Annotated in this window: 24 protein-coding genes and 1 tRNA gene; 16 read left to right on the top strand and 9 right to left on the bottom strand. The window is 35.3% G+C overall.

The features are described 5' to 3' along the window. The first annotated feature begins 271 nt into the window (after positions 1-271). Together V1503_RS23435 and V1503_RS23430 are read left to right on the top strand one after the other, a co-directional pair. A complete protein-coding gene (locus V1503_RS23435; protein ID WP_410629354.1) occupies positions 272-799 on the top strand; it encodes a beta-propeller fold lactonase family protein in 528 nt (175 codons plus the stop codon). Between the two features lie 85 nt (positions 800-884). Further along, positions 885-1,901: a hypothetical protein gene (locus V1503_RS23430; protein WP_410629353.1), complete on the top strand. Its 1,017-nt coding sequence runs from the start codon at positions 885-887 to the stop codon at positions 1,899-1,901. Between the two features lie 295 nt (positions 1,902-2,196). Here the strand turns inward: V1503_RS23430 and V1503_RS23425 are convergent, their stop codons facing one another. The 3 genes from V1503_RS23425 to V1503_RS23415 form a co-directional block, all read right to left on the bottom strand. Next, positions 2,197-3,252: a cytochrome D1 domain-containing protein gene (locus V1503_RS23425; RefSeq protein WP_410629352.1), complete on the bottom strand. Its 1,056-nt coding sequence runs from the start codon at positions 3,250-3,252 to the stop codon at positions 2,197-2,199. Between the two features lie 276 nt (positions 3,253-3,528). Beyond that, a complete protein-coding gene (locus V1503_RS23420) occupies positions 3,529-3,855 on the bottom strand; it encodes a phage integrase SAM-like domain-containing protein (protein WP_410629351.1) in 327 nt (108 codons plus the stop codon). A 274-nt stretch (positions 3,856-4,129) separates the two neighbouring features. Then, positions 4,130-4,226, bottom strand: a tRNA-Sec gene (locus tag V1503_RS23415). Between the two features lie 634 nt (positions 4,227-4,860). On the opposite strand from V1503_RS23415, the gene V1503_RS23410 reads away from it, so the two are divergent. The 3 genes from V1503_RS23410 (at position 4,861) to selB (ending at position 7,592) form a co-directional block, all read left to right on the top strand. Further along, positions 4,861-5,193, top strand: coding sequence for a DUF4257 domain-containing protein (locus V1503_RS23410; protein ID WP_214482385.1), 333 nt, complete (start codon positions 4,861-4,863; stop codon positions 5,191-5,193). Positions 5,194-5,267: 74 nt separating this feature from the next. After that, positions 5,268-5,471, top strand: coding sequence for a hypothetical protein (locus V1503_RS23405; RefSeq protein WP_214482386.1), 204 nt, complete (start codon positions 5,268-5,270; stop codon positions 5,469-5,471). A gap of 210 nt (positions 5,472-5,681) precedes the next feature. Then, positions 5,682-7,592, top strand: coding sequence for a selenocysteine-specific translation elongation factor (gene selB / locus V1503_RS23400; protein WP_410629350.1), 1,911 nt, complete (start codon positions 5,682-5,684; stop codon positions 7,590-7,592). Positions 7,593-7,711: 119 nt separating this feature from the next. On the opposite strand, the gene selD is transcribed toward selB, so the two are convergent. Further along, positions 7,712-8,764 (bottom strand): selenide, water dikinase SelD, encoded by a 1,053-nt coding sequence (selD, locus tag V1503_RS23395; RefSeq protein ID WP_214482388.1) that lies wholly within the window; start codon positions 8,762-8,764, stop codon positions 7,712-7,714. 208 nt (positions 8,765-8,972) lie between these two features. On the opposite strand from selD, the gene V1503_RS23390 reads away from it, so the two are divergent. Next, positions 8,973-9,182, top strand: a complete 210-nt coding sequence (locus tag V1503_RS23390) for an Rdx family protein (RefSeq protein WP_410629504.1) — start codon at positions 8,973-8,975, stop codon at positions 9,180-9,182. Positions 9,183-9,405: 223 nt separating this feature from the next. Here V1503_RS23390 and V1503_RS23385 read toward each other — a convergent pair whose 3' ends face one another. Further along, on the bottom strand, positions 9,406-9,786 hold the full coding sequence (locus V1503_RS23385; RefSeq protein ID WP_410629349.1) for an Hsp20/alpha crystallin family protein: 381 nt from the start codon (positions 9,784-9,786) through the stop codon (positions 9,406-9,408). A 40-nt stretch (positions 9,787-9,826) separates the two neighbouring features. On the opposite strand from V1503_RS23385, the gene selA reads away from it, so the two are divergent. Continuing rightward, entirely contained in the window at positions 9,827-11,305 is a 1,479-nt protein-coding gene (gene selA, locus V1503_RS23380) for an L-seryl-tRNA(Sec) selenium transferase (RefSeq protein WP_410629348.1), read from the top strand. A gap of 4 nt (positions 11,306-11,309) precedes the next feature. Here selA and V1503_RS23375 read toward each other — a convergent pair whose 3' ends face one another. Then, positions 11,310-11,453: a small acid-soluble spore protein P gene (locus V1503_RS23375; protein ID WP_410629347.1), complete on the bottom strand. Its 144-nt coding sequence runs from the start codon at positions 11,451-11,453 to the stop codon at positions 11,310-11,312. Positions 11,454-11,577: 124 nt separating this feature from the next. Here V1503_RS23375 and V1503_RS23370 point away from each other — a divergent pair, with 124 nt between their 5' ends. Continuing rightward, the gene (locus V1503_RS23370; protein ID WP_214482392.1) at positions 11,578-11,838 is read left to right on the top strand and encodes a hypothetical protein; all 261 of its coding nucleotides are present in this window, start codon (positions 11,578-11,580) and stop codon (positions 11,836-11,838) included. A 254-nt stretch (positions 11,839-12,092) separates the two neighbouring features. On the opposite strand, the gene sspO is transcribed toward V1503_RS23370, so the two are convergent. Then, positions 12,093-12,242, bottom strand: a complete 150-nt coding sequence (gene sspO / locus V1503_RS23365; RefSeq protein ID WP_214482393.1) for a small acid-soluble spore protein SspO — start codon at positions 12,240-12,242, stop codon at positions 12,093-12,095. 315 nt (positions 12,243-12,557) lie between these two features. On the opposite strand from sspO, the gene acnA reads away from it, so the two are divergent. From acnA to V1503_RS23330, 7 genes are all read left to right on the top strand, one after another. Further along, positions 12,558-15,263: an aconitate hydratase AcnA gene (gene acnA / locus V1503_RS23360; RefSeq protein WP_410629346.1), complete on the top strand. Its 2,706-nt coding sequence runs from the start codon at positions 12,558-12,560 to the stop codon at positions 15,261-15,263. 495 nt (positions 15,264-15,758) lie between these two features. Then, positions 15,759-16,769, top strand: a complete 1,011-nt coding sequence (locus tag V1503_RS23355; protein ID WP_214482395.1) for an NADP-dependent oxidoreductase — start codon at positions 15,759-15,761, stop codon at positions 16,767-16,769. Between the two features lie 809 nt (positions 16,770-17,578). Next, on the top strand, positions 17,579-18,166 hold the full coding sequence (locus V1503_RS23350; RefSeq protein ID WP_410629345.1) for a TlpA family protein disulfide reductase: 588 nt from the start codon (positions 17,579-17,581) through the stop codon (positions 18,164-18,166). A gap of 360 nt (positions 18,167-18,526) precedes the next feature. Next, positions 18,527-18,667, top strand: a complete 141-nt coding sequence (locus tag V1503_RS23345; protein ID WP_410629344.1) for an FbpB family small basic protein — start codon at positions 18,527-18,529, stop codon at positions 18,665-18,667. A gap of 84 nt (positions 18,668-18,751) precedes the next feature. Further along, positions 18,752-18,898: an acid-soluble spore protein N gene (locus tag V1503_RS23340; RefSeq protein ID WP_214482398.1), complete on the top strand. Its 147-nt coding sequence runs from the start codon at positions 18,752-18,754 to the stop codon at positions 18,896-18,898. Between the two features lie 523 nt (positions 18,899-19,421). Further along, on the top strand, positions 19,422-19,652 hold the full coding sequence (gene tlp / locus V1503_RS23335; protein ID WP_320257243.1) for a small acid-soluble spore protein Tlp: 231 nt from the start codon (positions 19,422-19,424) through the stop codon (positions 19,650-19,652). A gap of 484 nt (positions 19,653-20,136) precedes the next feature. Continuing rightward, entirely contained in the window at positions 20,137-20,559 is a 423-nt protein-coding gene (locus V1503_RS23330; protein ID WP_410629343.1) for an acyl-CoA thioesterase, read from the top strand. A 425-nt stretch (positions 20,560-20,984) separates the two neighbouring features. Here the strand turns inward: V1503_RS23330 and V1503_RS23325 are convergent, their stop codons facing one another. Both V1503_RS23325 and plsY read right to left on the bottom strand, forming a co-directional pair. Beyond that, on the bottom strand, positions 20,985-22,145 hold the full coding sequence (locus V1503_RS23325; RefSeq protein WP_410629342.1) for a CapA family protein: 1,161 nt from the start codon (positions 22,143-22,145) through the stop codon (positions 20,985-20,987). A gap of 704 nt (positions 22,146-22,849) precedes the next feature. Continuing rightward, positions 22,850-23,431, bottom strand: a complete 582-nt coding sequence (plsY, locus tag V1503_RS23320) for a glycerol-3-phosphate 1-O-acyltransferase PlsY (RefSeq protein WP_410629341.1) — start codon at positions 23,429-23,431, stop codon at positions 22,850-22,852. Between the two features lie 164 nt (positions 23,432-23,595). Here plsY and V1503_RS23315 point away from each other — a divergent pair, with 164 nt between their 5' ends. Continuing rightward, positions 23,596-25,335 (top strand): glycosyl hydrolase family 18 protein, encoded by a 1,740-nt coding sequence (locus V1503_RS23315; protein WP_410629340.1) that lies wholly within the window; start codon positions 23,596-23,598, stop codon positions 25,333-25,335. Positions 25,336-25,380: the final 45 nt, after the last annotated feature.

The raw sequence follows: 25,380 nt of genomic DNA, 5'->3' as shown, positions 1-25,380 counted from the left end.
TGATAAATTTACATGCGTTAGGAACGCTGTCATATCAACGCATGTGATCGTATGTTGGTTCCTATAGTTGCTATTATGTAAACTAGAAACGAATGACGTATACAGCGACATACACAAATCGGAGTGTGGTCGCAAGGGGAAAACGACTGACCCCCAAGCCACCTTAGCGAATAGCCCTTATCAGACGGAAAAACAATGCGGATTCAAAAAATCACTTTGACCTTGCGCTCACATACACTAGTAAAAACGATTGTAAGGAGGTCGGTACGATATGGTACTGGCTTATGTTTCAAACGGTCAATCCGGAACAATATCAATCATAGATACGAAAACACACGCTGTTATTGCTACTGTATCTGTAGGAGATACGCCGGACACTATAGCGTTCACCCCTGACGGTAAAACAGCTTATGTGTTGTTTTCAGATCCAGTTAGTGATATGGCTTTTGTAGCTGTAATAGATGTCAAAACGCACTCCGTAATTGCTACTATCCCATTAGGAATAGACTTAGATTTTGTTAACAATATAAATTTTACGGCAGACGGAAAGTTTGCTTATGTTACGAATGCTGGCTCTAATAACTTATCGGTCGTAGACACGAAAACGCACTCCGTTATTGCTACTGTGTCAGTGGGTGGAAGGCCCGTGTTTTTCGATTTTACTCCGGATGGCAAACTTGTTTATGCTGGAAATGCTATTGAGGGAACAGTTTCTGTAATCGATGTAAAAACCCATTCAGTTATCTCAACCGTCGACGTTGGAGATAGACCATTAGCTATCGCATTTACACCGCGGTAATATAACTAACCTAAACTAAATTCACGCTCGCTCATCAACCGGCGAGCTTTTTCGCGTGAACTAACACGGAAAGGAGGACGATCTTATGGCGTGGGAAAATGGCGAATGGCTCGAATACGATCAACTCCAACATAAAATCGAAGAAATAAACGACATTATTACGTTAATTGACGCTGAGTATAATTTAGCCGAGGAAATGCCGGTCGAAATTGCGCAAGACTACTTTGAATTAATCGAAAAGCTCGAACGCTATAACAGAATTCATCGCGGCGAACGCGACTTGCTTTACTTTGCATACGAATATTTCGGCGAAGACTTGAACCCGGAAAACTCCGGTAACTGGATTCCGAGTTACGATTTCGACGTGGAAAACGAACTACCGTGGAACGTATTAACAAACGCACCATCGTTTCACCATGAAATTTGCGGGCTAATGGACGAAGTATCATACGTCAAGCGCAATGATAAGGTCGGAGTCGCAGCGCCCCGATCTCACGCTAAATCGTCGTTTCTTTCAAAGGCGTACCCGATTCATGAGGTCGTGTATCGATTACGCAAATATATCATCATTATTTCGGAAACGCCGGACGTATCGAGCGCCAATATGGATTGGATTTCGAATCAGTTGAAATACAACGAAAAACTACGCGCTAACTTCGGCCCATTGCTCGACCCAAAATTGCAGGGTAACGAAAAGGACAATTCGAGCGAGTTTATCGCATGGCATCCGATCGTTGGCGAACAGCACAGACGCGAGCGAGTGGCGTTAGTTCAAGCAGCATCGACCGGTCAGCGTTTGCGTGGTCGTAACTGGGACGGAAATCGCCCTGACTTAGTTATTTGCGATGACCTAGAGGACGCAAACACCAACGCATCAACGCCGGAACTTCGAAAGAAACTTCGCGAGTGGTTCGCATCGGTTGTTATGCCACTTGGCGACCCGAAAGGCGAGTTAACAGCGTATGTTTATATGGGAACGACCGTACATCACGACGCATTACTAATGAACATTCTACATAAACGGTCGGACTTCCGAACGAAGATTTATCGTGCGATGATCGAGCAACCGAAGAATATGGCGTTATGTTGCGCAACTACTTAACGATTGGCAAGATTACCCGGAGGCAGTTGTACGGGCATTTTGTCGCCATGTTGGGTACGAGTATAAGCCGGCGGCTGAACCAACGCAATCAGCCTACGAACAAGAATTAGCGGAAGCTGTTGCGTGGGCGAAAGCGGAAGGTATATCGAATGGTGAACGGTTAGAGGAGGGGTGTACGAGGGCGCAAGTGGTTACGATGTTGTATCGGTTAGCGAATAATAAATAGGTAAGCGAGGGATTACTATAATAGACAGGTTGAACCCTCCGGAAAAAAGCCCCGTTCAAATGAGTGGGGTTAATTCGGTGTGAAGGCTATAATGAGGGGTTCCGAACCTACTGGTATGGAGGCAATGATAGAGTGAGTCTTAACGTCAACAGCTGTAACTATACCCATGCCAATTGTGTTTGGGAAATACGCTAATTTTCCATCAGGGGACAAAGCTATAAAAAGGGCGGTGCCGATTACAAAACCAGTAATTATGTTAGAAATGATAGAGTGTGTTTTAGTATCTATAACACTGATAGTATTATTATTATTGCTACCGGCAACAGAAACATAAGCGAGTTTTCCATCGGGTGTTATAGCGACATCAAACGGAATGCCACCAACCTGAATTGTTGCAATCACATTATGCGTCTTTACATCAATGACGGAAACGGAGTTACTTGCTTGAGGGCCAGTTCCAGCGTTAGTTATATAAGCGAGCTTGCCGTTTGGTGTAAACGCAATTTTAAACGCCATAAGTCCTATAGTAACAGAAGCAATTACGGAGTGTGTTTTTGTATCAATAACGGAGACAATAGAAGGGTTATTTCCATTAGAGCCAGCTACATAAGCAAGTTTCCCATCAGGTGTAAATTTGACATCTTGTGGAAATCCATCAACATTTATAGTCGCAATAACAGAGTGCGTTTTAACATCAATAGCGGATACAGTACCCGGTGCGGCCGAATTTGTCACATAAACCAGTTTTCCGTCGGGTGTAACTGAAATAAAAAATGGGCCATCACCAACATCCACAGTAGTAATCACACTGTGCGTTTTCACATCAATGACAGAAACTATAGTATCTCCTCGTCTCGTCACATAAGCGAGCTTACCGTCAGGTGTAATTTCAACGGAAGTTGGAGCCGCACCTACTTGAACATTAGCAATAATAGAATGGGTTTTCGTGTCAATAACGGAAACAGTAACATCACCGCTATTAGTTACATAAGCGAGCTTACCATCAGGAGTGAAGGATATATCTCGAGGGTTTGCACCGACTTGCACCGTAGCAATCACGCAATGGGTTTTAGTGTCTATAACAGAGACAGTACCATCGCTTAAATTCGTTACATAGGCAAACATCTTTGTACCGACCTCCTTTGTTAATTAGTTTATTCAAATGTATGCGGTAATTTCCGTCGTGAGAAGTAAAAAATCCCCGTCCATAATTAAACGGAGTCAATTGCTAGTTCAGCAAGGCGAAGTTTTATCCTTAACCGCATTCTTCGCCGGCTTTAAAATGAAAGTCAACAATCATACGAGGATTAAAAACGCAAAGTGTAAAAACATCGTCTAAATCGGCATGAGTTTCGTCCTTTACAGCGAGGTATATACTTAATCATCAATCACACCTATCATTCACTTAACTTCCTCACTTGTATATGCTTCTATTATGTCTATCGGTGCTTTAATTGGTTTAAACCGTTTATGTACCGGCTCGTCTATCCAACCTTTTTCTTCGTACGCATAGCGCACAAATGCCCTCATAGTTCTGACTCGAATATTAATATAAACTGGCGCTAGTTCCATCTCCTCAATCATGTACGCAATCCAGCTGCAAAATAATTCTGTCGTCATTTCCTCGCGTGGAAGATCTGTTTCAGCATACCGCATAAAATATTCGTAGTGAATGTAGTATTCGTCGATAGTTCTATTTGCGAGTCCTTCGGCTTTCTTGAGACACATAAAATGTTCGAACCTCTAGCTCATTGACATCGATAAATCTACGCGTTCTCTTGAGGAATTGTCGAGATTGTATCTTCTCGTAATAGTTTTTTTACGCATAAAAATAACCCCTTTCATACTGAATGAAAGCGGCCGGTTTTTAGTGGTTTCGATTCGTAACGGTATTTCCTAAAACGGGGTGAAAACCGTAACGGAAACTAGTGCTATTAAGTAATCTAAACTACATTTTAAATCAACATCCAACATACCTAGAAGTTCACAGTTATATGTATGTTGGCGGGACTGCATGGGAATCGAACCCACCAAAGACGACACGCGCCTCTCAAACGGTTTTGAAGACCGTGGCACTCACCAGATGTACACCCAGCCCCACATTGATAAAGTGTAGATTATTAATTGTAATTTACGAGTAACATTATACAATTCACTACATAATATCGGCAAGAGAAATTTTTTGCATATATTAATTTAATGGTTAATAGATTAACTCAAGGAACCTGATAATTATATATTAATAATAATACTAGTGATTTATTGAAGGATGTTAATTAAGGAATTTGTTCCAACAATATATACACTAGTACTTGAATACTATAGTAAAACAAGAGTTATGCAAGTACATATTCCTATTTTTATAATTATAAGATAAAAAAGGAAAATAATGTTTATATATATGTTATGATAATAAATAATAATATAGCCTATTAAAGGACAGTGAACAAGCTTTAGAAACGTTTGAAAAAGACTGAAAATTAAGAAAAATAAGATCTACTTTACTTTTATTACTCCAATAAATTCAATCCCCAATATATTTATTAAACCATCTACCCACTATTAAAACTATTGCTTCCAATTTCTATCAAACCTATATTATGCAATTGAATATCGAATTAACTCTTTATTAACTGCTATCTATGCAGTCACATGCTTATGTTTTGTAAAATTGTAAAGGAAGTTAAATGGAATTTTAGTGCTTTTACAACTAAAAGGAGGTTGAGGTGAGAAATGCTACTTGAAACCGTGTTAATTTCGGCGATAGTAGGGGGGGTTACGGGAATTATTGCCCATCTCATTCGTAATAAAAGAGTTCTCATCTTCCCCAAAAAAAGGACACAGCCAAAAGGTTATGATGTTGGTTTTATTGCGGATTTTTTAATAGGTTCAGTGGCTGCAATATTAGCCACAACATATTTATTTTCACCGTGTAATGTTACAGATTTAGTCGGTATTTCAATATTATCAGGAATGGCAGCTGAAAATATATTATTACATCGAGAAATTAAAACAGAGAGAACAAAAGTGGATGGACTTGAACGTGTTAAAAAAAGGTTAATGTAGTCGCATGAATGATCTAACGGTTAAAGGTTTTTATGATATAATAGCAGTACTGATAAATTAACGGAGGTCTTTTCATGCGAGGATTAGCAAAGCATCTAACTGAAGCAGAGAAAGAGCAGGTTGATGGGCTAACAGAAAAAATGAAGAATGCCTTAACAGAAGAAGAAGTACAGTATTTTGAAAACAAGATTCATGATCTACTAGATGAAGTTGAAAAACGTGCAACTAACCAAGATATGCAAAGGGCAATAGAAGAACAAGCAGCTACCATTGCGTAATAAAATGTCATGGCATATATCGCACATTATGCGCCAAGTATTCGTGTTCTGACACTCAAAAATTATGCCTTTAAGATGGTGTGATTAGTAGTTTTTTCGCCAATAGCTATCTAAAAGGTGCATAGAATAGGTTTTTACTTCATCAGTTTTAAAAATCATACAAAGAGAAATTACAATGTAATATTGTGATTGAGTTGCAGGTGATGTTACATGACAGAGCAGCATTATACGATCGGCCTAGCTGGTCATATAGATCACGGAAAAACAGCTTTAACGAAATCGTTGACAAATGTAGATACTGACAGATTGAAAGAGGAGAAGGAGCGCAAGATTACTATAGAGTTAGGTTTTGCACCTTTGCACCTTCATGAAAACATGTTGGCCTCAATCATTGATTGTCCTGGTCACGAACGGTTTATTAGGCAGATGATTTCAGGAGTGGCTGGCATAGATGTTGTTGTTATTGTAATTGCAGCCGATGAAGGTGTCATGCCACAAACGAAGGAACACCTAGAAATATTATCTTTTTTAGGAATTAAACATGGAGTTATTGCAATTTCGAAAATAGATACAGTAGATGACGAAATGCTTGAACTCGTTAAAGAAGATATTCAGTCAGAGTTACAAGGAACAGTTTTTGAATATGCTCCAGCCCTTTTAGTTGATAGTTTGTCAAACAAGGGAATAGATGAGCTTAAAGAGGTATTACTTAAACTATTACGGACTATCTCTCCACGAAATACAAGACATGCATTTCGCTTGCCAATCGACCAAGTTTTTACGTTAAAAGGTCAAGGCACAGTCGTAAGAGGAACAGTTTTTGATGGGTCTGTGCGGGAAGATGAGCAAGTAACGATACTACCTTCAAACCAAAGAGTAAATATAAGGCAAATGCAAATGCATAGCAAACCAGTAGATGAAGCTTGGGCTGGACAAAGAATAGCTATAAATGTATCGTCTTTACGTGATGAAGTGAAGCGTGGTGATGTGTTAGTTTCTTCTTCAGAATCTTATTTAGTAACTAATACGATTGATATTGCACTTTCACTTAGTAAGCATGTTAAGCAAACACTAAAACAAAGGTCTCTAGTAAAATGCCACATTGGAACAGCTGAAATAATGGCGAAAATTGTCTTCTTTGATCGTAATGAGGTTAATAGTGATGAAGATCATGCGGAAATTCTCTGTCAACTCCGTTTAGCAGAGTCTACGGTTGTGACAAGAGGAGATCGTTTTATCATTCGTAGGCCTACTCCAGTAGAAACAATTGGTGGGGGATGGGTAATTGACCCTAATGGTCAGAAATACCGATTTGGCAAAGATACAGTATCTATGTTGCATAGCAAAATGAAAGGGACTCCGAAAGAACGTTTAATAGATATGATCGAACAAGCTGGTATCATTTCCATACCTGACATTAATAAGCGTAGTTCGATTGACGAACGCCTGGTAGGTGAATTGGTCTTACATCCAGAGTTTGTTGTTATTAAAAAGAACCAAGTTACTCTAAATGCTATTATCCTTAATATCATTGAAGAGATGAAATCATATTTACATACTTACCATGTTCGTTATCCATTAAGAACAGGAATCAACAAAGCGGAATTACTTCAACACTTTTCTACCAAATATCCAACACAAGTGCTTGATTTTGTACTTAATCAAACGTCTGATCAAGATATATTTATTAAGAAAGAGCAATTTATCTCAATGCGTTGCTTTACTCCTAGTTATCCTAAACAATGGTCAAAACGAATGGAGAATATGATTCAAACGATCCGAAAGGACGGAATCACAGTTCTGTCTTGGGCAGAATATGTAAAACAATCAGGATTACCCGATAGGGAAGCTGAAGAACTAAGAAATTATTTGATATCTACTGGAAAACTAGTACGTATGAGTGATAAATACTATATTCATTTTATAGCGTTACAAGAAGCTATTACAAAGCTACGCTCACATTTTCCGAAACAGTTTGAGCTTAAAGACGCTAAAGATGTTCTACAACTATCTAGGAAGTATTTAGTACCATTACTTGAACTGATTGATAAATTAAAATATACAACGAGAGAAGACTCTAACAGAGTATGGGTTCAAATAAGAAGCAGCGGTTCAGAATAGATTCCCGCTGCTTCTACATTTTGGACCGTTTGCTATAATCATTTCATGGCTTGTGAACAACTTAGTGTGTAATCGTTTAACCATTATTTCTCGTATATACGTCCAATTAAAGTAAAAACTTACTGAACGTATATAAACTGATCTTCTTTTTCTATTACACGCCCGATAATGGCTGCGTCTTCAAGACCATTATTATGTAGCTCTTCTACATACGATTTTGCTTCGTTTATAGGCATACTTATAAAGAGCCCACCCGAAGTAATGGCATCACATAATAGTAACTGTTCCGTTTCAGTGATGTTCGTACCATATGCGACAAATTGTTTTAGCCACTTATGATTGGCTTTTGAGCCTCCTGGTATTACTCCATTTTGTGCTAGCTTATGTGCACCGTCTAATAGAGGTGTTTTCGAGTAATCAATTAACATACTTACATTGCTTCCTCGTGCCATTTCACTTGCATGTCCAAGTAATCCGAATCCCGTTATATCAGTAACAGCACTTGGTGTATATTTTTGTAACAAATCAGCTGCCAACTTGTTCAACTGAGCCATGATGGCTGTAACTTGTTTTGTCTGTTCGAGTGTAGTTTTATCGCGTTTAATGCCAGTTGTTAAAACTCCTACACCGAGTGGTTTCGTAATCACTAATACGTCTCCAGCTGTAGCACCAATATTTTTCCATATTTTATTCGGATGAACAAAGCCAGTAACGGATAACCCAAATTTAGGCTCTTGATCATCAATGGAATGCCCGCCAATAATTAGTGCATCTGCTTCTGCTACCTTATCAGCAGCTCCCTTTAAGATTTGTGCTAGAATTTCTGCCCCTAGTTTTTTGATTGGGAAACCGACAATGTTTAATGCTGTTTTTGGCGTAGCCCCCATCGCATATAGGTCGCTCAATGCATTGGCAGCTGCAATTTGACCAAACATATATGGATCGTCAACGATTGGAGTAAAGTAATCTAAAGTTTGTACTAATGCTAGTTCATCAGTTACTTTGTAGGCTCCTGCATCATCGGATGTTTCATGTCCGACCAGAAGGTTTGGATTATTCTTTTGTTCAGGTAAATAGCGCAAAACTTGCGCTAGGTCTTGTGGACCAATTTTACAGCCTCAACCAGCTTTTGTTGATAACGCAGTTAAACGGATTTTTTCATGTTCACTCATCATCTTCACCTCCGTTAATAAAAGTATAGACTGACAATAAAAAAAAACCAATAGTTTAAGTAACTTTACGATATAATAATGGATGTACTACAATAAAAGTGGTTGCAAAATATTTGCTATCCCATGTTACTTAGGCATATGCTGAAATAATTAATTTAGTACTGGAGGAATAGTTGTGAAAAATTATAAAGTATCCGTAGAATTTTGTATGCAGTGAAACTATGCACCTAGAGCTGCGAGTTTCGCAGAGAAGTTGTTTTCTCATTTTTATTCTAAAATAACAAGTCTTGAGCTTATTCCAAGTTCAGGTGGTGCTTTCGAAGTTTCAGTTAATGGTGAGAAGATTTATTCAAAACTTGAAACTGGTGAACATCCGGATCCCAATGAAATTATAAATATGATTGAGCAAAAAGAATAAATGGAATAAGATGTGAACATGTTCAAAATAACATAAACATTGGTGTATGATGTGGAGACTTTATTTCACCTGACCGAGGTTGCAAAATAGCCCATTTATCTCGGTAGCGGTACACTTATAAAGCAATCAGAGCAATTTAAAAAGCATCTGTTCACAGCTTGTGACTGATGCTTATTTTTGTGGTCAAATTTTCTACGAAATACTGTAGAAGATGAATAGGATATTACTGTATGTTAATATGTTTTGTTTGAACATTTGTTTTAGCTTCTTTACTAATATAAATTTCTAAAATGTCATTATGAAACAGTGCTTTCATTTCTTTCGATTCAATAGAAAATGGAAGAGTCACGTTTCTTTCAACTACCTCTTGCTCATCTTTGTTAACGATAATTGAAACCTCATTATTGTGTCTTGTTATATTAATATGCTGTTTGTTCACATTTGGTAATTCTGCTTCCACTATATATTCATGTTCAGTCTCAAATAAATCAACTCTAAATTGTTGCTCGTCAATCATTTGATAGAAAGAATCATGAAAAAATTGCTCCATCCAATCTTCAATACACTGGATTTGCATCGCTTTAGGATATTTGTTATTAACCATTTGAATTATCCTCCAGAAATATACTATTGGATATGATATGATGATTGAACGAAAAAGGTGTCAACAATTAAAATGGTTAAAAATAATTGATAAAAAATGGACTGGGGAAGATTTCATGAGAATTGATTTATTAAGACAAATACCACCAATACATATATTGCAAAAAAACAATCAATTTTTTACTATGTTATTAGAGTTTAATATAGACGAGCCAACGTTGACTCAAGTTATTCAAACCGAAGTGAATCAATTGAGAGAACAGCTTTTATCTAATGAATATATCATTCAATTTCATGGGCAGGCCTCCATGATTGATCATATATTTTCTAAAGTTAAAGCTAAACTACAGTCAATGTCTGAATATCATTTACAAAAGGTAGTTAATGCTACGGGAGTAATCCTACATACAAACTTAGGGAGAGCCCGCTTAAGTGATTCAGCTGTAAAGAGAGTAGCAGAAATTGCATCAAACTATTCCAATTTAGAATTTGACCTTGATTCGGGCACTAGGGGTTCTCGGCATGACATCATTGAGAACATTATTAGTAAAGTGACAGGTGCTGAGGCTGCGATGGTTGTCAATAATAATGCCGCTGCTGTATTTTTAGTATTAAGAGCATTAGCAAAGGATCGAGAGGTCATTGTGTCCAGAGGGCAGCTTGTAGAGATCGGGGGTTCATTTCGAATCTCAGCTATTATGGAGGAGAGTGGAGTATCCCTTAAGGAAGTTGGGACGACAAACAAAACTCATCTACACGATTATGAAGAAGTAATTAATGAGCAAACTGCGATGATCATGAAGGTGCATACGAGTAACTTTAAAACGATTGGATTTACTAAAACAGTACCTACACAAAATCTTGTACAGCTTAAAGAAAAGTATGAAGACATGATGTTTTATGAAGATCTAGGTAGTGGGAGTTTATTCGATTTTCAGAAAAATGACATTGGGGATGAGCCTGTAGTAAGAGACATCCTTGAACAAGGAGTTGACTTAGTATCTTTTAGTGGTGATAAATTATTAGGGGGTCCTCAAGCAGGAATAATTGTTGGGAAAAAGCCTCTTATTGATCTGTTAAAAAAACATCAGCTTGCGCGAGTCTTAAGAGTTGATAAAATGACTTTTGCAGCACTTGAAGATACACTTTTATCATACTTGAAAGGTAATATACTTGAGATCCCAACATTGCGAGATATATTGGAAACGACCGAAGCGATTAAACAACGTTCTGAGCATTTTATAGAATCGGTTAATACCAAAACAAATGATTATAAGTTCGCTTTATTAAAAGATGAATCCGAAATTGGCGGAGGAACAATGCCAGGAGTTACTCTCCCCACATATGTTGTAACAGTAGAGCACCATAGCAAATCGTCTCAACAGCTATCACAACAGTTAAGAAGGAGCACACCGAGCATTGTTACTAGAATTAATAAAGGTAAGGTCGTACTAGATTTTAGAACTGTGACTTTAGAAGAGGCAAATGTAATAGTTGATATATTACATAGGATTTCATAATTTTTTACATATCATGTCCTTTATTATGCTTCTGTCTCGTATGGTTATGATTTTTTACTTTTTTCGATCCGTCTAATGGCTCAGGCTGACCAGGTTTTTCACCATCAGGAGCATTTTTACGAATTCCTTTAGTATTATTTTCATCCATGGATAAATCTCCTCCTTCTTTTTTAGGATGACAGTATAGTTTTTTTTTATTCAATGAATAGATATTAAAAGCTTTGTCTATACTAGCTAAGAAAGTTCCATCTATTTGAAGGAGTTGACATTAAGTGCCTTATCAAAAAAATAAACAGCAAGCTTTTCAAGCTGCACAACAAGGTACAGAGGAAGTTAGGGACGTATACAATAATATCGTAGAGAATCGTGCGGATTATGGATCTGAATTAAAACATTTATCTAATGAAATAAATGAAGCTTACGAACAAATAAATAATGCACTTGAAGTTGCCTCTGAAAACCAAAAGCCGAAACTAGAGCAATTTCAGCAAGATTTACACACGATTGTAAATGAAATCAATAATACACCTTAAACCTGCCTGGGCAGGTTTTTTTGTCTTCATCATGTTAATTTCGTGTTTCTTGAAATTTTCTATATTCAATTAATGTGAGTTGAACTTATTTAATGTAATAATGAAACAACCATTTCACAAGAGAAGAGGTGTATTCTTGCGAAATGGCATTTGTCGTTGAAACTTTGTTCAGAATATTTTTATGATGTAATGTTATATAAAACAAGGTTCGTACATTAATCATGATCAAAATTTACGAAAAGGTCTGATATCTTTTATTGATTTTTCTTTCTCTTCTTATTGTTCGCTCTTTGCTCAGCAGTCAATGGCTCATTTTGCATTTCTTCATTATAACCCGCACCCATTCCTTGTGATTTTGCATCATTCATACCAGGGATGACATGGTTTGCTTTACGTTTGCCCATTTCTTCACCTCCATCATCTTTATAATTACAATTTTTGCTGATAAATTGCAGACACTACTATTTTTTATTTGCAAGGGAAAAAATATGTATAATAAGGGAAACTTATCATTTTCAATAACATTATTGATATTTACTTATAATCTTCCTTGTATTAAGATGGATGAGAAGTAATTTAGAATTGGGAGAAAAAATGATATTTTTCGATAATACTCTCAACTAATTATTGAACATATTAATAATATGTTCAAATTAATGTGCGCTCAGAATGTTTTTTGAGACTACATTCTTAAAATTTCGACACAGGGGGAAGGACAAATGACAAAGCAAGACGTTTTTCAAGCACGTTCTTCATTTGAGGTTAATGGAAAAAAGTATAATTATTTTCAATTAAGTTCTTTACAAAAATTAGGTAACATTACTCGCCTACCATATTCTATTAAAGTTTTGTTGGAATCAGTTTTACGTCAAGTTGACGGTCGAGTAATTACAAAAGATCATGTGGAAAATTTAGCTAAATGGGGTACTAAGGATATAAAAGCCATAGATGTACCTTTTAAGCCATCACGTGTTATTTTACAGGATTTCACAGGAGTACCAGCTGTCGTTGATTTAGCGTCACTGCGTAAAGCTATGGCAGATATGGGTGGAGATCCAGATAAAATTAACCCTGAAATTCCAGTAGATTTAGTAATTGATCACTCTGTACAGGTTGATAAAGCAGGTAGTGCAGATGCGTTAAACTTTAACATGGACTTAGAATTTGAGCGAAATGCAGAGCGTTATAAATTTTTAAGCTGGGCTCAAAAATCTTTTGATAATTATCGTGCTGTACCACCAGCTACTGGTATCGTTCACCAAGTAAATTTAGAGTATTTAGCAAATGTTGTTCAAGCGGTTGAAGAGGAGAATGGGGAATTTATAGCTTATCCTGATTCACTTGTAGGTACGGATTCACATACGACAATGATCAATGGTATAGGAGTTCTAGGCTGGGGTGTTGGTGGTATAGAAGCAGAGGCAGGTATGCTAGGACAACCATCTTATTTTCCAGTTCCAGAAGTCATTGGTGTGAAGCTAACAGGAGCTTTACCGAATGGCACTACAGCGACTGATTTAGCATTAAAAGTAACTCAAGTACTTCGTGCTAAAGGAGTTGTAGGAAAATTTGTTGAGTTTTATGGACCAGGTGTTGCTGAATTACCACTTGCAGATCGTGCGACAATTTCTAATATGGCTCCAGAATACGGGGCAACTTGTGGTTTCTTCCCAGTTGATGAGGAAGCGCTTGAATATATGCGTTTAACAGGACGTTCAGAAGAACAAGTGAAAGTTGTTGAAGCTTACTGTAAGGCTAATGGTATGTTCTTTACAGCTGATTCAGAAGATCCTATCTTTACTGATGTGGTTGAGATAAACTTATCAGCAATAGAAGCAAACCTATCAGGACCAAAACGTCCACAAGATTTAATACCACTTACTAAAATGAAGGAAGCATTTAATACAGCTTTAACAGCAGAAGCTGGCAACCAAGGATTTGGGTTAGATAAAGCTGAATTAGATAAAAAAGTAGCTGTCAAATTAGCAAACGGTAATGAGACAACGATGGAAACTGGTGCGATTGCGATTGCTGCTATCACTTCTTGTACGAATACTTCAAATCCATATGTTTTAGTGGGAGCTGGATTAGTAGCGAAAAAAGCAGTTGAAAAGGGCTTGCAAGTTCCTGAATATGTAAAAACATCATTAGCTCCTGGCTCTAAAGTTGTTACTGGATACCTTAAAGATGCTGGTTTACTCCCATACTTAGAGCAACTTGGTTTTAACGTAGTAGGTTATGGTTGTACAACATGTATCGGTAACTCAGGTCCATTGGCAGAGGAAATTGAAGAAGCAGTTGCGAAAAATGATTTATTAGTTACTTCAGTACTTTCTGGTAATCGAAATTTTGAAGGCCGTATTCATCCTTTAGTCAAAGGAAATTACTTAGCATCACCTCCATTAGTTGTTGCTTACGCTCTTGCAGGTACTGTTGATATTGAATTGCAAAAAGATGTAATTGGAAAAGATAAAGACGGTAACGACGTTTACATGAACGAAATTTGGCCAACTATGGAAGAAGTAAAAGAAGTTGTTAATCAAACTGTTACACCAGAATTGTTTAGAAAAGAATACGAACAAGTATTTGATGACAATGAGCGTTGGAATGAAATAGAGACTTCTGAAGAAGCATTGTATAGTTGGGATGAAGATTCTACTTATATTCAAAATCCACCGTTCTTTGAAGGGTTATCAAAAGAGCCAGGTACAGTACAAAACTTAAAAGGCTTACGTGTAGTTGCTAAATTTGGAGACTCTGTCACAACAGACCATATTTCACCTGCTGGGTCAATTGGTAAAGATACTCCTGCTGGTAAATATCTACAAGAACAAGGTGTAACGCCACGAGACTTTAACTCTTACGGTTCTCGACGTGGAAATGACCGAGTGATGACAAGAGGTACATTTGCTAATATTAGAATACGTAACCAAATCGCTCCAGGTACAGAAGGCGGTTGGACTACTCATTGGCCAACTGGCGAGATCATGTCAATATATGAAGCATGTATGAAGTATAAGGAAGATGATACAGGACTTGTTGTATTAGCTGGCAATGACTATGGAATGGGAAGTTCACGTGACTGGGCTGCTAAAGGAACGAACCTTCTAGGAATCAAAACTGTCATTGCTGAAAGCTTTGAACGTATTCATCGTAGTAATCTTGTTCTCATGGGTGTTCTACCACTACAGTTTAAACAAGGTGAAAGTGCTGAAAGCTTAGGGTTAACAGGGAAAGAAACAATCGAAGTTGCTATCGATGAATCTGTAAGCCCACGAGACCATGTAAAAGTGACAGCTACTGATGAAGCGGGTAATCAAAAAGAATTCGAAGTACTTGTGAGATTTGATAGTGAAGTTGAAATTGACTACTATCGCCACGGTGGTATTTTACAAATGGTTCTTCGTGACAAATTACACGGATAATTTAGAATATACTAAGTAAGTTAAAAAGGGTCTGACTAATTCTATATAATGTGAAAGGGAGTATACCAACATTTTTACATAATATAGTATAAAGGTCTGGCCCTTTTTCTTTATATAGCTGTTTATGATACAGTACTTAAACTTTTAACAAAAAGGGTGTTCTTAACAGCTTTTTAGCTTAAATGCAAGGACATCAAAAATGATCTTATTGTAGCAATATCAAATTAATATAATGACAACCCTGTTAAAAGTATCTAGCAATAGGTAAAAATCGTACATAAAATAATTAGTTTGAATAGTAGAAGAAAAAGGGACAACTACCTGTTTGTTTATCAAAACCCTTGGTCAGATAATATAGTCTAACTGCCAAATTTATTACGTTCAATATTTTTATTGTTATGACGAAATCAACTTCTTTTTTGTTTAGAACAGTTTAGTATATAATCTAACGGTGTAGGGTAGTTTGTAGTATAGAAAGAGAAAGGAGATTCAAATATGCGTAGTGAAGAAATTCAACTAGCTTCAAGGCCACAAGGTGTTCCAAACAATGATAACTTTAATTTTGTAGAAATTAATTTACCCGCTCTCAATTCTGGGGAAGTTCTTTTAAAAACTTTATACTTATCTGTAGATCCATATATGAGAGGAAGAATGAGGGAAGGGAAGTCTTATGCTGCCCCATATGAACTTCATCAACCAATCGTCGGTGGTGTCATAAGTGAAGTAATGGAATCAAAGTCAGAGAAATTGATAAAAGGGGATATCGTTGTAGGTTTTCAGAAATGGGCTAGAAATCAAGTTGTTCATGAATCAGAGCTCCAGAAAATTGATCCATCCCTTGCACCAATTTCGACTGCGTTAGGAATTCTCGGTATGACTGGCTTAACCGCATATTTTGGTTTACTGGATATTGGTGAACCGAAAGAAGGGGAGACTGTTGTTGTATCGGGGGCTGCAGGGGCTGTTGGTATGATCGTTGGGCAGATTGCGAAGATCAAAGGCGCTCGTACAGTTGGGATAGCAGGTTCTCAAGATAAAATCGACTACCTAGTAAATGAACTTAAATTTGATGAAGCTATAAACTATAAGAGTGAACATTTCAAAGATGAATTAGCAAGCGCATGTGCAAATGGGGTAGATGTCTACTTTGAAAATGTTGGAGGAAATGTGTCTGATGAAGTATTTAAACATTTAAATGTACATTCACGCATCCCAGTGTGTGGAGCGATTTCTGCATATAATTTGCAAGAAGACATTGGACCTCGCATTCAAACTACTTTAATTAAAAACCGCACCTTAATGAAAGGGTTTCTAGTAGGTGATTATGCACATCGTGCAAGCGAAGGGGTTCTACAATTAGCACAATGGTTAAAAGAAGGAAAATTAACATATGAAGAAACGATTATCGAAGGGTTTGAGAATACACCTGAAGCATTTATTGGCTTATTTAAAGGTACAAACTTAGGCAAATTATTAGTGAAAGTTGCTGAGCCGTCAAATCATTAACATTAGAATTACTTACAATAAAAGCGTTGATTTTTGACGCTTTTTTGTAAGGTTATTTTTACAGTTTACACATATATTGTTTTTTAATAATAAGATCTAAGCACGTTTATAACATAATAAAAATTCTATAATATAGATTAGTAACTAAATGTAAGTGGAAAAAGCAATAATGCTTACGCAAAGAGTCTTGTTAAAGACTATTTCGGTATTGATAGCTGTCTTTAATATCATTAACGTTCGGGCACCTTTTCTTCACTAAAGACTATAAAAGCACTATAATATAGATCAGTGACTCTATGTAAGGAAAATAAGCAACAAAGTGTAAGAAAAGAGCCTTAGTTAACGACAATATCCACATTGATAATTGCTTTTCGTAATAAGATTTAAACACAAATATCATTAACGTTCGAGGCATCTTTCCTTCACTAAAGACTATAAAATCTTTATAACATACATCGGTGAGTTATAGTAAGAAAAATTGCAACAAAGTGTAAGCAAAGATGCTTAGTTAACGGCAATGTCCACATTGATAATTGCTTTTCGTAATAAGATTTAATTTAAACACAAATATCATTAACGTTCGGGCACCTTTTCTTCACTAAAGACTATAAAAGCTCTATAATATACATCAGTGACTCTATGTTAGGAAAAAAAGCAACTAAGTGTGTGAATAGAGCTTGTCATAAAATGTTTATAAAGAGAAATATTATTATTACATATAAACAATTATAATAAACAATATAACGTTACAATTTTTTATTTCTAATTAGAGTTGTGAGTTTTCACCATGGTATTTAAGGAGCGTTGGAATGAAAAAAATAATAGCTGGGGTCTTAATAATCGGTTTTATTGGAGTAAGTATTTGGCAAGTAGTATCTGCTGGGAAAGATGGTAGCATTGAAGAAGTTGCCAAACATGTTGGAAATGGTACTGAAATCGTTGATGTTGATGAAAAAACTAGTAACGCAGAAGCTGCTGTTGAAGGTATTGCAGTAGGAAATAAGGCTCCTGATTTTGAATTACCTACATTAACTGGAGAATCAATTAAGCTCTCTGATCTACAGGGAAAAAAAGTAATAGTGAACTATTGGGCAACTTGGTGTCCACCATGTAAAGAAGAGATACCTGATTTTCAGTTATTTCATGAAAAATACGGCTCTGATGTTGTGATCTTAGCGGTAAATGTTGATCCAGAATATGATGTTGAGAGTTTTGTGAATGAATATGAAATGACTTTTCCTGTTCTGTTAGATGAAGATGATCAGGCAAATAGGATTTTTCAAGTATTATCAATCCCTACTACGTATTTTATTGATAGTAATGGGATAATTAGAAATAAGTTTGTGGGTCAACTGTCTTATGAAAAGATGGAAAAGTTTGTTGATGATATGAATTAGAAACGATGTTTTGCTAATTCATAAAGAAAATAAACGAGTGTAGGATGTATGCTAGAAAATGTAAGGCTTTTTAATAAACTTTGTTGTTATATATAATGGTAAAAGGACATTATAGAGTTTTAAGAGAGCTCAATAATTGTAATAGTAGCAAAGATGTCACTATTGCTAATCGACTTAGTATTAATATTTTTGAATGAACAACAATCTTTGCAAAAACAGGCAAATGTAAAAAGTGAGGAAAAGAAACTTATCAAAGATAGTTTCTTTTTTTGTGTTTGTATAATAATGATTTTTCGAAAAGTTGTAATAATTTATACGTTTATTGGGTAATACTAACGTTAAAATAATATATAAAGGATGGTGAGAAAATTGCGAAAAATTAAAAAAGTTACTTTTGAGGAATTGGTACGAGAAAATAAAAAAGAATTATTAAAAGATCAAGAGGCACTAGAGAGAATTGAATTAAAGCTTGAACAGAAAATGATCAGAAAAATCCAATAGTTTTACAGATGAAAACTTTTGCTCCTTTCATACATGAATAAGGTCAACTTGACCATAATAAATGATGAAAAGGGGGGGTTATACATGGCAAAACAGTTTAATGATAAACGTAGTCATTATACACCAAATCATATCGGAACTCAGCCTAGAGGCTTCGGTGGTAATAAAGGGAAAAAAATGCAAGATCAATCTGGTGACAAACCAGATGTCATTCAAACAAAAGGTGAATGAAGTTATTAAATATTGTGCTTTAGAGCCCTTAGTAATTAGTTAATTATAAGAAGGTTCAATATTTGTATGTATTCTCCTATAGCAAAAGTTGTCATAGTCATAAATAAGTTAGAGGCATGAAATCGCTTCTAGCTTTTTTTACTAGAATTTATTCATTAACCTTTACCATATCGAGGGTGTTTTGTTAGTTCATTATCAATATAAAGTTGAAAAAGTGCCACTTTGTTAAAGTGTAGGTGTATTACTTTTAAACATTAACAATATTGAAAAAAGCCTATGAATTAATTTGAAACTTACATCTAAACATTGCTGTCCGTTAAAGAGTAATACATGAATATACCAAACGTTCGGTGCATCTTTTCTTCTCTAGACGCTAGAAAAACATACCATACACATCAGTCATTCATATGTAAGTAACAATAGCGATTTCATTGATTTTTTTAACGGACTTCTAATCATAATTTCAAGAGGTTTGAAACACACTAGTGATGTACAATATACAATTTGTATTGGAGGGTTAGTATTGACTAATAGACCAAAGCCTGATGATCGTAGTGATAATGTAGAAAAGTTACAAGATATGGTGCAAAATACGATTGAAAATATTGAGGAAGCACATGAAACGATGGAATTTGCTAGTGATGAAGAACGAGAGCAAATCGAGGCAAAAAATCAACGTAGAGAAGAAAGCATTGCAGCGATGAGAGAAGAAATTAAAGATGAAGCTCAAGACCGTGAAAACGGTTATAAGTAATATTCTCCCCAAAGGCCGACCTAGAAGACTTTAAAGCTACAATTAAGTCACATTTAAGACATGATTTCGGGAATAACCGGGCTCATGTCTTTTATTGTTTAATGAGGTTGTTGTGAAAATAGTGATTCTGTAACTGTTGTTTGAACATACTTTTTCTAAAAATAAATATAGACATTTTTACAGAGACTCAACTTTATTCATGCTTATTTCACATATATGGTGTAGTGTTTTTATAAGCACGATATTTTACGTGCTCTTCTCTTCATGTAAAATAACAATGGGCTGTTCTCTTATTGATTATTGCAATTTGTTCTAAAATTTAAACACGCATTCTTGTAGCGTTGGTGGCATTTTCTACTTTTAAAATTTTTAAGTACTCATAAAACTCATCATATTGCTATTTCAAGTAAAGTAGTAACATACGAAAAGAGCCTAACAATTAAAATTATAAAAATAGCATTATAATTCATAGGGGGAATTAAGGTTGTTAAAATCAAAGAAAAAAATAGAAGTTCGTTATGCTGAGACAGATCAAATGGGGGTTGTTAATCATGCAAATTATTTAACATGGATGGAAGTAGGCAGAACAAAGTATATTCAAGATTTAGGATTTTCCTATGCAGCAATGGAGGATGATGGAATTTTGTGTCCAGTTCTTGAAGCACATGTTTCGTATAAAAAGCCAATACGTTATGGAGAAATTGCAGAAATTACAACTTGGGTTGAAGAATATGATGGGTTAAGAGTTGTGTATGGCTACGAAATTACCAATTCCGAAAACCAGTTAGCTGTTTGTGGCACAACGAAGCATGTGTGTGTAAAAAAAGATTCTTTCCGCCCAATCAGTATAGCTAAATATTTTCCTGAATGGCATGAAGCATATGAAAAGGTAAAAAATCAACGATAATTATATTTTATGTCGGAATGGATTAGAGAAATATTAGTTAATTGACAAAGCTTTTACAATAACATGAAGAAAAGGCATACCATAGCCACCACATATACTATTGAGACAGCTGTTACGTCTGAAAGAAAATTTCAAGTTTTTTTACTTTCAGATCGTCTTTTTTATTAAGCTGTTTTCGTAATGGTTGTTGCTTCTCGTTCTAAACAAAAGCGTCTTTTTATATAATGTCTAGCTTCACATATTTCCTTAGAAGGGAGGTGAGATCCAGCCTCACCTTCCGATACGGCTACCTTGCAAGCATTCAACAATAGTTTCGTGGCATCTTTTCTATAATATGATGATAAGTATCCAAAAATTCTTTTTACTATCGTAATGTTGTACAAATACAAATACAAAAGAGCCTATTATTACTATGAAATATTATGCTAAGGTTGTTCATCTAGCCATTGATACATATGTTCCATTGTATCTTTATACATTTGCTCATATAGATGGTCATTGTTGGAACTAACCAGTTCACTTAAAATATGTGTTTCGAAATTACTTTGATATTGATTCGATACATATGTAGGAGTAAATGTTGGATTGTCTAAGTGTATTTCATTTACATTACCTGAAAAACTTTTCGTTACAGTTATTTCAAATAATCCTCCTATATCTTTATAGTCATTATACTGTCCTGACAGAAAGTTACCTAGAGAATAAACGACTATACTCTTAGAGCTATCATCTCTTTCAATCCACTCGATTGGCTGTAGTACATGTGGATGATGACCTATAATAATGTCTACCCCTTCATTTGCTAGTAAATGAGCAAGTTCTTGCTGTTGAAAAGACGGGAACCGTTCATATTCATTTCCCCAATGCATACTTACAACGATGACATCTACATCCGCCCTCAATTTTTTAATATCCTCTTTAATCTTTGTAACATTTATTACATTAACCAAGTATTCCTTTCCTTTAGGTATAGGTAAGCCATTCGTTCCATATGTATAGGCAAGAAAACCTACTGATATCTTATTATTTACAAGTATACGTGGTTGTTCTTTATCTTTATTACTACGATATCCCCCAACATAAGCCATATTGATTTTATCATAGTAAGCAGTAGCATTTAATACGGCACGTTCTCCACGATCTAGCGTATGGTTATTTGCAATAGAAACAATATCAACGCCAGCAGCCTTTATAGTATCAGCTATGTTATAAGGGCTATTAAATCGTGGGTAAGTAGAAATTCCTAACTCTTTACCACCAATCATGGATTCTTGATTGGCAAATGTAATATCTGGTTTTGTTAGTAGGGGAAATACATTGGACATCATAGGTGTAAAATCATAGCCATCCGATGTTTTAGCATCGTTATAAACTGTACTATGCAATAATATATCACCTACTGCTCCTATCGTTAAGCTAGTCGTAAAGTCTTTTTGGGACAAGTGATGAGTTTTATTATGATGAGTATTAACGACTACCTGAACGCTTTGAGTATTAATAGATGTTAACAAAAACCAACTAAAAATGGATATACAAACTGTTACAGTTGTTCCTAATGAAACGAACAAAATTTTCCGATACATCATATGTTTACCTCTATTTCTTTGTTTACATAAATTATAACAATTATTATAAAATCAGGTAATAAAAATGCAATATATAATTAGGAATATGTTTAATTAGCAAAAAAAATTATAAAGTATATTTTAAGGGGGAATTCCCCCTCATTACATACCTATAAATAAAACCAAAGATAAAATACTCCTAAAAGAATAAAGAAAAATGTTAGCACATCTTCTCCCTCCATTTTTGTTCAAAGAAAAAGCTTAAATCTGTATCTGCTAAATATATAACCTACTAATTTAAATTCAGTACGGATGGTAAAATAAATTTTCATATCGCTGGTGATGGGTTAGTTTATGTAATTTGAAAAAATTAAGTATGTTCTATTGTCCTAAATTATTAAAAATTGTTTTATTTTACAGATTTTCACGAACGGGAAAGCCCACTCCTTAAGGTGTGGGAGTGTCAAGTCGCTTTTCTCCACAATAAAAAAGGAACTTCATATAGAAATTCCTTATAAATAGTAATATGTTGTTGTGAAACAATGATTGTTGCTTTACGTTCTAAAATTTAAGCACGTATACATCTATAGCTCGTGACATCCTTTATATTTTACAATTATTGAGTTCACATTATACTCATCATGCTTTTATTTTGTAGTGAAAAACAACAATGTTTACGAAATGAGCTTTGAGAAAAAATGTTATGTATGATTGGACTTAAAGCGTTACCATAATTTTGCTTTTGGTTCTGTTTTATTAATTAGTCGCGATATATTAGCTCTATGGCGATAAATAATAAATATTGTTAAAACACTAACTACGATAATTAACGGAACATCTTTTGTATAAAAGCTATAAAAGACTGTTAAAACACCTGCAAGCATAGAGGAGAGTGAAACATATCTTGTCATAATCAAAAGAAGAAAGAATACGATTACAGCGAACAAGAAAGTCAACGGCTGATAACCTAGCAGAACACCTCCCGATGTCGCTACTGCTTTACCACCTTTAAACTTTGCAAATACTGGAAACATATGACCGACTGATGCGAATAATCCGATTAATAATGGGTGAATATCAACTTCAATGAGAAAAGGCAGTAGTGCAGCTAACGTTCCTTTTAAAATATCCCCCAGAGTTACGATTATCCCAGCTTTTTTCCCCAATACACGAAAGGTGTTAGTACCCCCTAAATTTCCACTCCCATGATCACGTATGTCTATATTATATCCTATTTTTCCAACTATAAGCCCAAATGGGATGGAACCTAATAGATATGCAATTACAATAATCATTACTTCTGACATTTATGAATCTCCTTTGATAACAACGTTTCTATTTCTTTCATTTTACCACTTCTATCTAAAAACACCATACAATTTCATGAACATAAAAAAAATTATACGAAAGGAAGAATTTATTCTTTTCAATTTGTGAATTATTGCGTAATATGTCGATAGGAGGGGATTTTATGTCAAGGCTTGAAACATATAAAGAGAAAAAAACTAAAACACCCTATATTGTAATGGGATTAAGTATATCTTTAATTATGATAGTATCTAGTATTTTATTATATATTTATTTATTACCTTCAACAGAAAGTACTGAATACTTTCAGGCGGAAAGTGACATTATTTTTGAAGGCGAGATGATGTCTACTGCGTATGTTGTTGATGACGCAATATATTTTCCATTTTCATTTATTCAAGAAGAAATAGATTCTTCTATTGTTTTTGATGAAAACTCGAACTCTATTATTATTACTACGAGTAATAAAGTTTTGCAGCTTCCTTCAGAGTCGTTAACTTATTTTATAAATGAAGAACCATTTAAGTTAGAGGTACCTGCTTTAGTTACAGAAGCAGGTGAACGTTATATTAATATTGATCAAATATTACAAATATATCCAATAGAAGTGAAACTGAATGATGAAACATCCGCTATTATTGTTCAAAAACACGGTCAAACATTGTTAACAGGTGTTGTAAAAGATAAATTAAATGAGCATGAATCAAGATTGAGGGTAGAGCCATCTCTTAAGTCAAAATACGTTGCGGAGTTAGATGGAAATGAATCTATTGTTATTGAAAAAGATGATCATAGTGAATATTACTTCATCAGAAAGGAAAACGGGATAGCAGGGTATATTAAAAAGAATTCGATAAGTTTAAACAAACCGACGACGGTTAATTTAACGAGAGATTTGCGTGCAGAACAAAGAATGTTAATAGATGGGCCTATAAATTTAACTTGGGAAGCTGTGTACTCTAAAAATCCTGATACATCAACAATGCCACAGATGGACGGTTTAAATGTAGTTTCTCCCACTTGGTTTTCGCTGAAAAATAATGAGGGAGATGTTACAAATTTGGGTTCTACGGCATATTCCGAATGGGCTAAACAACGTAATTATCAAGTATGGGCTGTATTTTCTAACGATTTTGACCCTGAAAAAACCCATGAAGCATTTAAAGATTTTGATACAAGACAAAAAATTATTCGCCAAATACTTCAATACAGTCAAATGTATGAGCTAGATGGCATCAACATTGACATTGAAAATGTTAATTTGGAAGATGGACCACTCGTCACACAATTTGTAAGAGAAGCAACACCTTACTTGCATGAAGCAGGGCTAGTAGTAAGCATGGATGTTACTTTTATATCTGAAAGTGAGAATTGGTCTAAGTTTTATGAAAGAGAAAAGCTAGCCGATGTTGTCGATTATATGATGGTTATGGCGTATGATGAACACTGGGCATCGTCACCTATTGCAGGTAGTGTAGCAAGTTTTCCTTGGGTGGAAAATAATCTAGAAAGAATACTAGAAGTGATTCCTAACGACAGATTAATTTTAGGTGTCCCACTATATACACGAATATGGGAAGAGAAAGAGAATGATAATGGTGCTATAGAAGTATCTTCAAAGGCTCATTCTATTGAATTTGTCCGTGAGTGGATGAATGAACGTAATTTAGAACCAGCATATGACGAAAAATCTGGACAATACTACGTCGAATATATGGATGAAAAAGAACAAGCAATGTATAAAATTTGGATTGAAAATGACTATTCATTACAAAAGAGAGCTCAAATTGTACATTCGTATCAGCTGGCAGGTATAGCTACTTGGGCTAGAACGTTTGGTAATGAAGGTGCTTGGACTGCCCTTTCTGACTCGTTAAAACATATCCAAGTCACGCAAAAGTAAGAGGTGTAACATTGGTTTGTACTTTGTATGTAAATAGATAAGATT

Origin of the sequence: Nanhaiella sioensis (assembly GCF_046557775.1) — a bacterium.
Classification (GTDB): domain Bacteria; phylum Bacillota; class Bacilli; order Bacillales; family SM2101; genus Nanhaiella; species Nanhaiella sioensis.
Note: the sequence above shows the minus strand (reverse complement) of the source record. Positions and strands in the feature narration are given on the sequence as shown.

Excerpts from the sequence above, each read along its gene's own strand:
- selA (WP_410629348.1), top strand. The coding sequence starts at position 9,827 with ATGATTGAACGAAAAAGGTGTCAACAATTAAAATGGTTAAAAATAATT.
- V1503_RS23425 (WP_410629352.1), bottom strand. The coding sequence starts at position 3,252 with ATGTTTGCCTATGTAACGAATTTAAGCGATGGTACTGTCTCTGTTATA.
- V1503_RS23375 (WP_410629347.1), bottom strand. The coding sequence starts at position 11,453 with ATGGATGAAAATAATACTAAAGGAATTCGTAAAAATGCTCCTGATGGT.
- V1503_RS23385 (WP_410629349.1), bottom strand. The coding sequence starts at position 9,786 with ATGGTTAATAACAAATATCCTAAAGCGATGCAAATCCAGTGTATTGAA.
- plsY (WP_410629341.1), bottom strand. The coding sequence starts at position 23,431 with ATGTCAGAAGTAATGATTATTGTAATTGCATATCTATTAGGTTCCATC.
- V1503_RS23340 (WP_214482398.1), top strand. The coding sequence starts at position 18,752 with ATGGCAAAACAGTTTAATGATAAACGTAGTCATTATACACCAAATCAT.
- V1503_RS23430 (WP_410629353.1), top strand. The coding sequence starts at position 885 with ATGGCGTGGGAAAATGGCGAATGGCTCGAATACGATCAACTCCAACAT.
- V1503_RS23350 (WP_410629345.1), top strand. The coding sequence starts at position 17,579 with ATGAAAAAAATAATAGCTGGGGTCTTAATAATCGGTTTTATTGGAGTA.
- selB (WP_410629350.1), top strand. The coding sequence starts at position 5,682 with ATGACAGAGCAGCATTATACGATCGGCCTAGCTGGTCATATAGATCAC.
- V1503_RS23435 (WP_410629354.1), top strand. The coding sequence starts at position 272 with ATGGTACTGGCTTATGTTTCAAACGGTCAATCCGGAACAATATCAATC.
- V1503_RS23325 (WP_410629342.1), bottom strand. The coding sequence starts at position 22,145 with ATGATGTATCGGAAAATTTTGTTCGTTTCATTAGGAACAACTGTAACA.
- V1503_RS23405 (WP_214482386.1), top strand. The coding sequence starts at position 5,268 with ATGCGAGGATTAGCAAAGCATCTAACTGAAGCAGAGAAAGAGCAGGTT.
- V1503_RS23315 (WP_410629340.1), top strand. The coding sequence starts at position 23,596 with ATGTCAAGGCTTGAAACATATAAAGAGAAAAAAACTAAAACACCCTAT.
- sspO (WP_214482393.1), bottom strand. The coding sequence starts at position 12,242 with ATGGGCAAACGTAAAGCAAACCATGTCATCCCTGGTATGAATGATGCA.
- V1503_RS23410 (WP_214482385.1), top strand. The coding sequence starts at position 4,861 with ATGCTACTTGAAACCGTGTTAATTTCGGCGATAGTAGGGGGGGTTACG.
- V1503_RS23355 (WP_214482395.1), top strand. The coding sequence starts at position 15,759 with ATGCGTAGTGAAGAAATTCAACTAGCTTCAAGGCCACAAGGTGTTCCA.
- V1503_RS23420 (WP_410629351.1), bottom strand. The coding sequence starts at position 3,855 with ATGTGTCTCAAGAAAGCCGAAGGACTCGCAAATAGAACTATCGACGAA.
- acnA (WP_410629346.1), top strand. The coding sequence starts at position 12,558 with ATGACAAAGCAAGACGTTTTTCAAGCACGTTCTTCATTTGAGGTTAAT.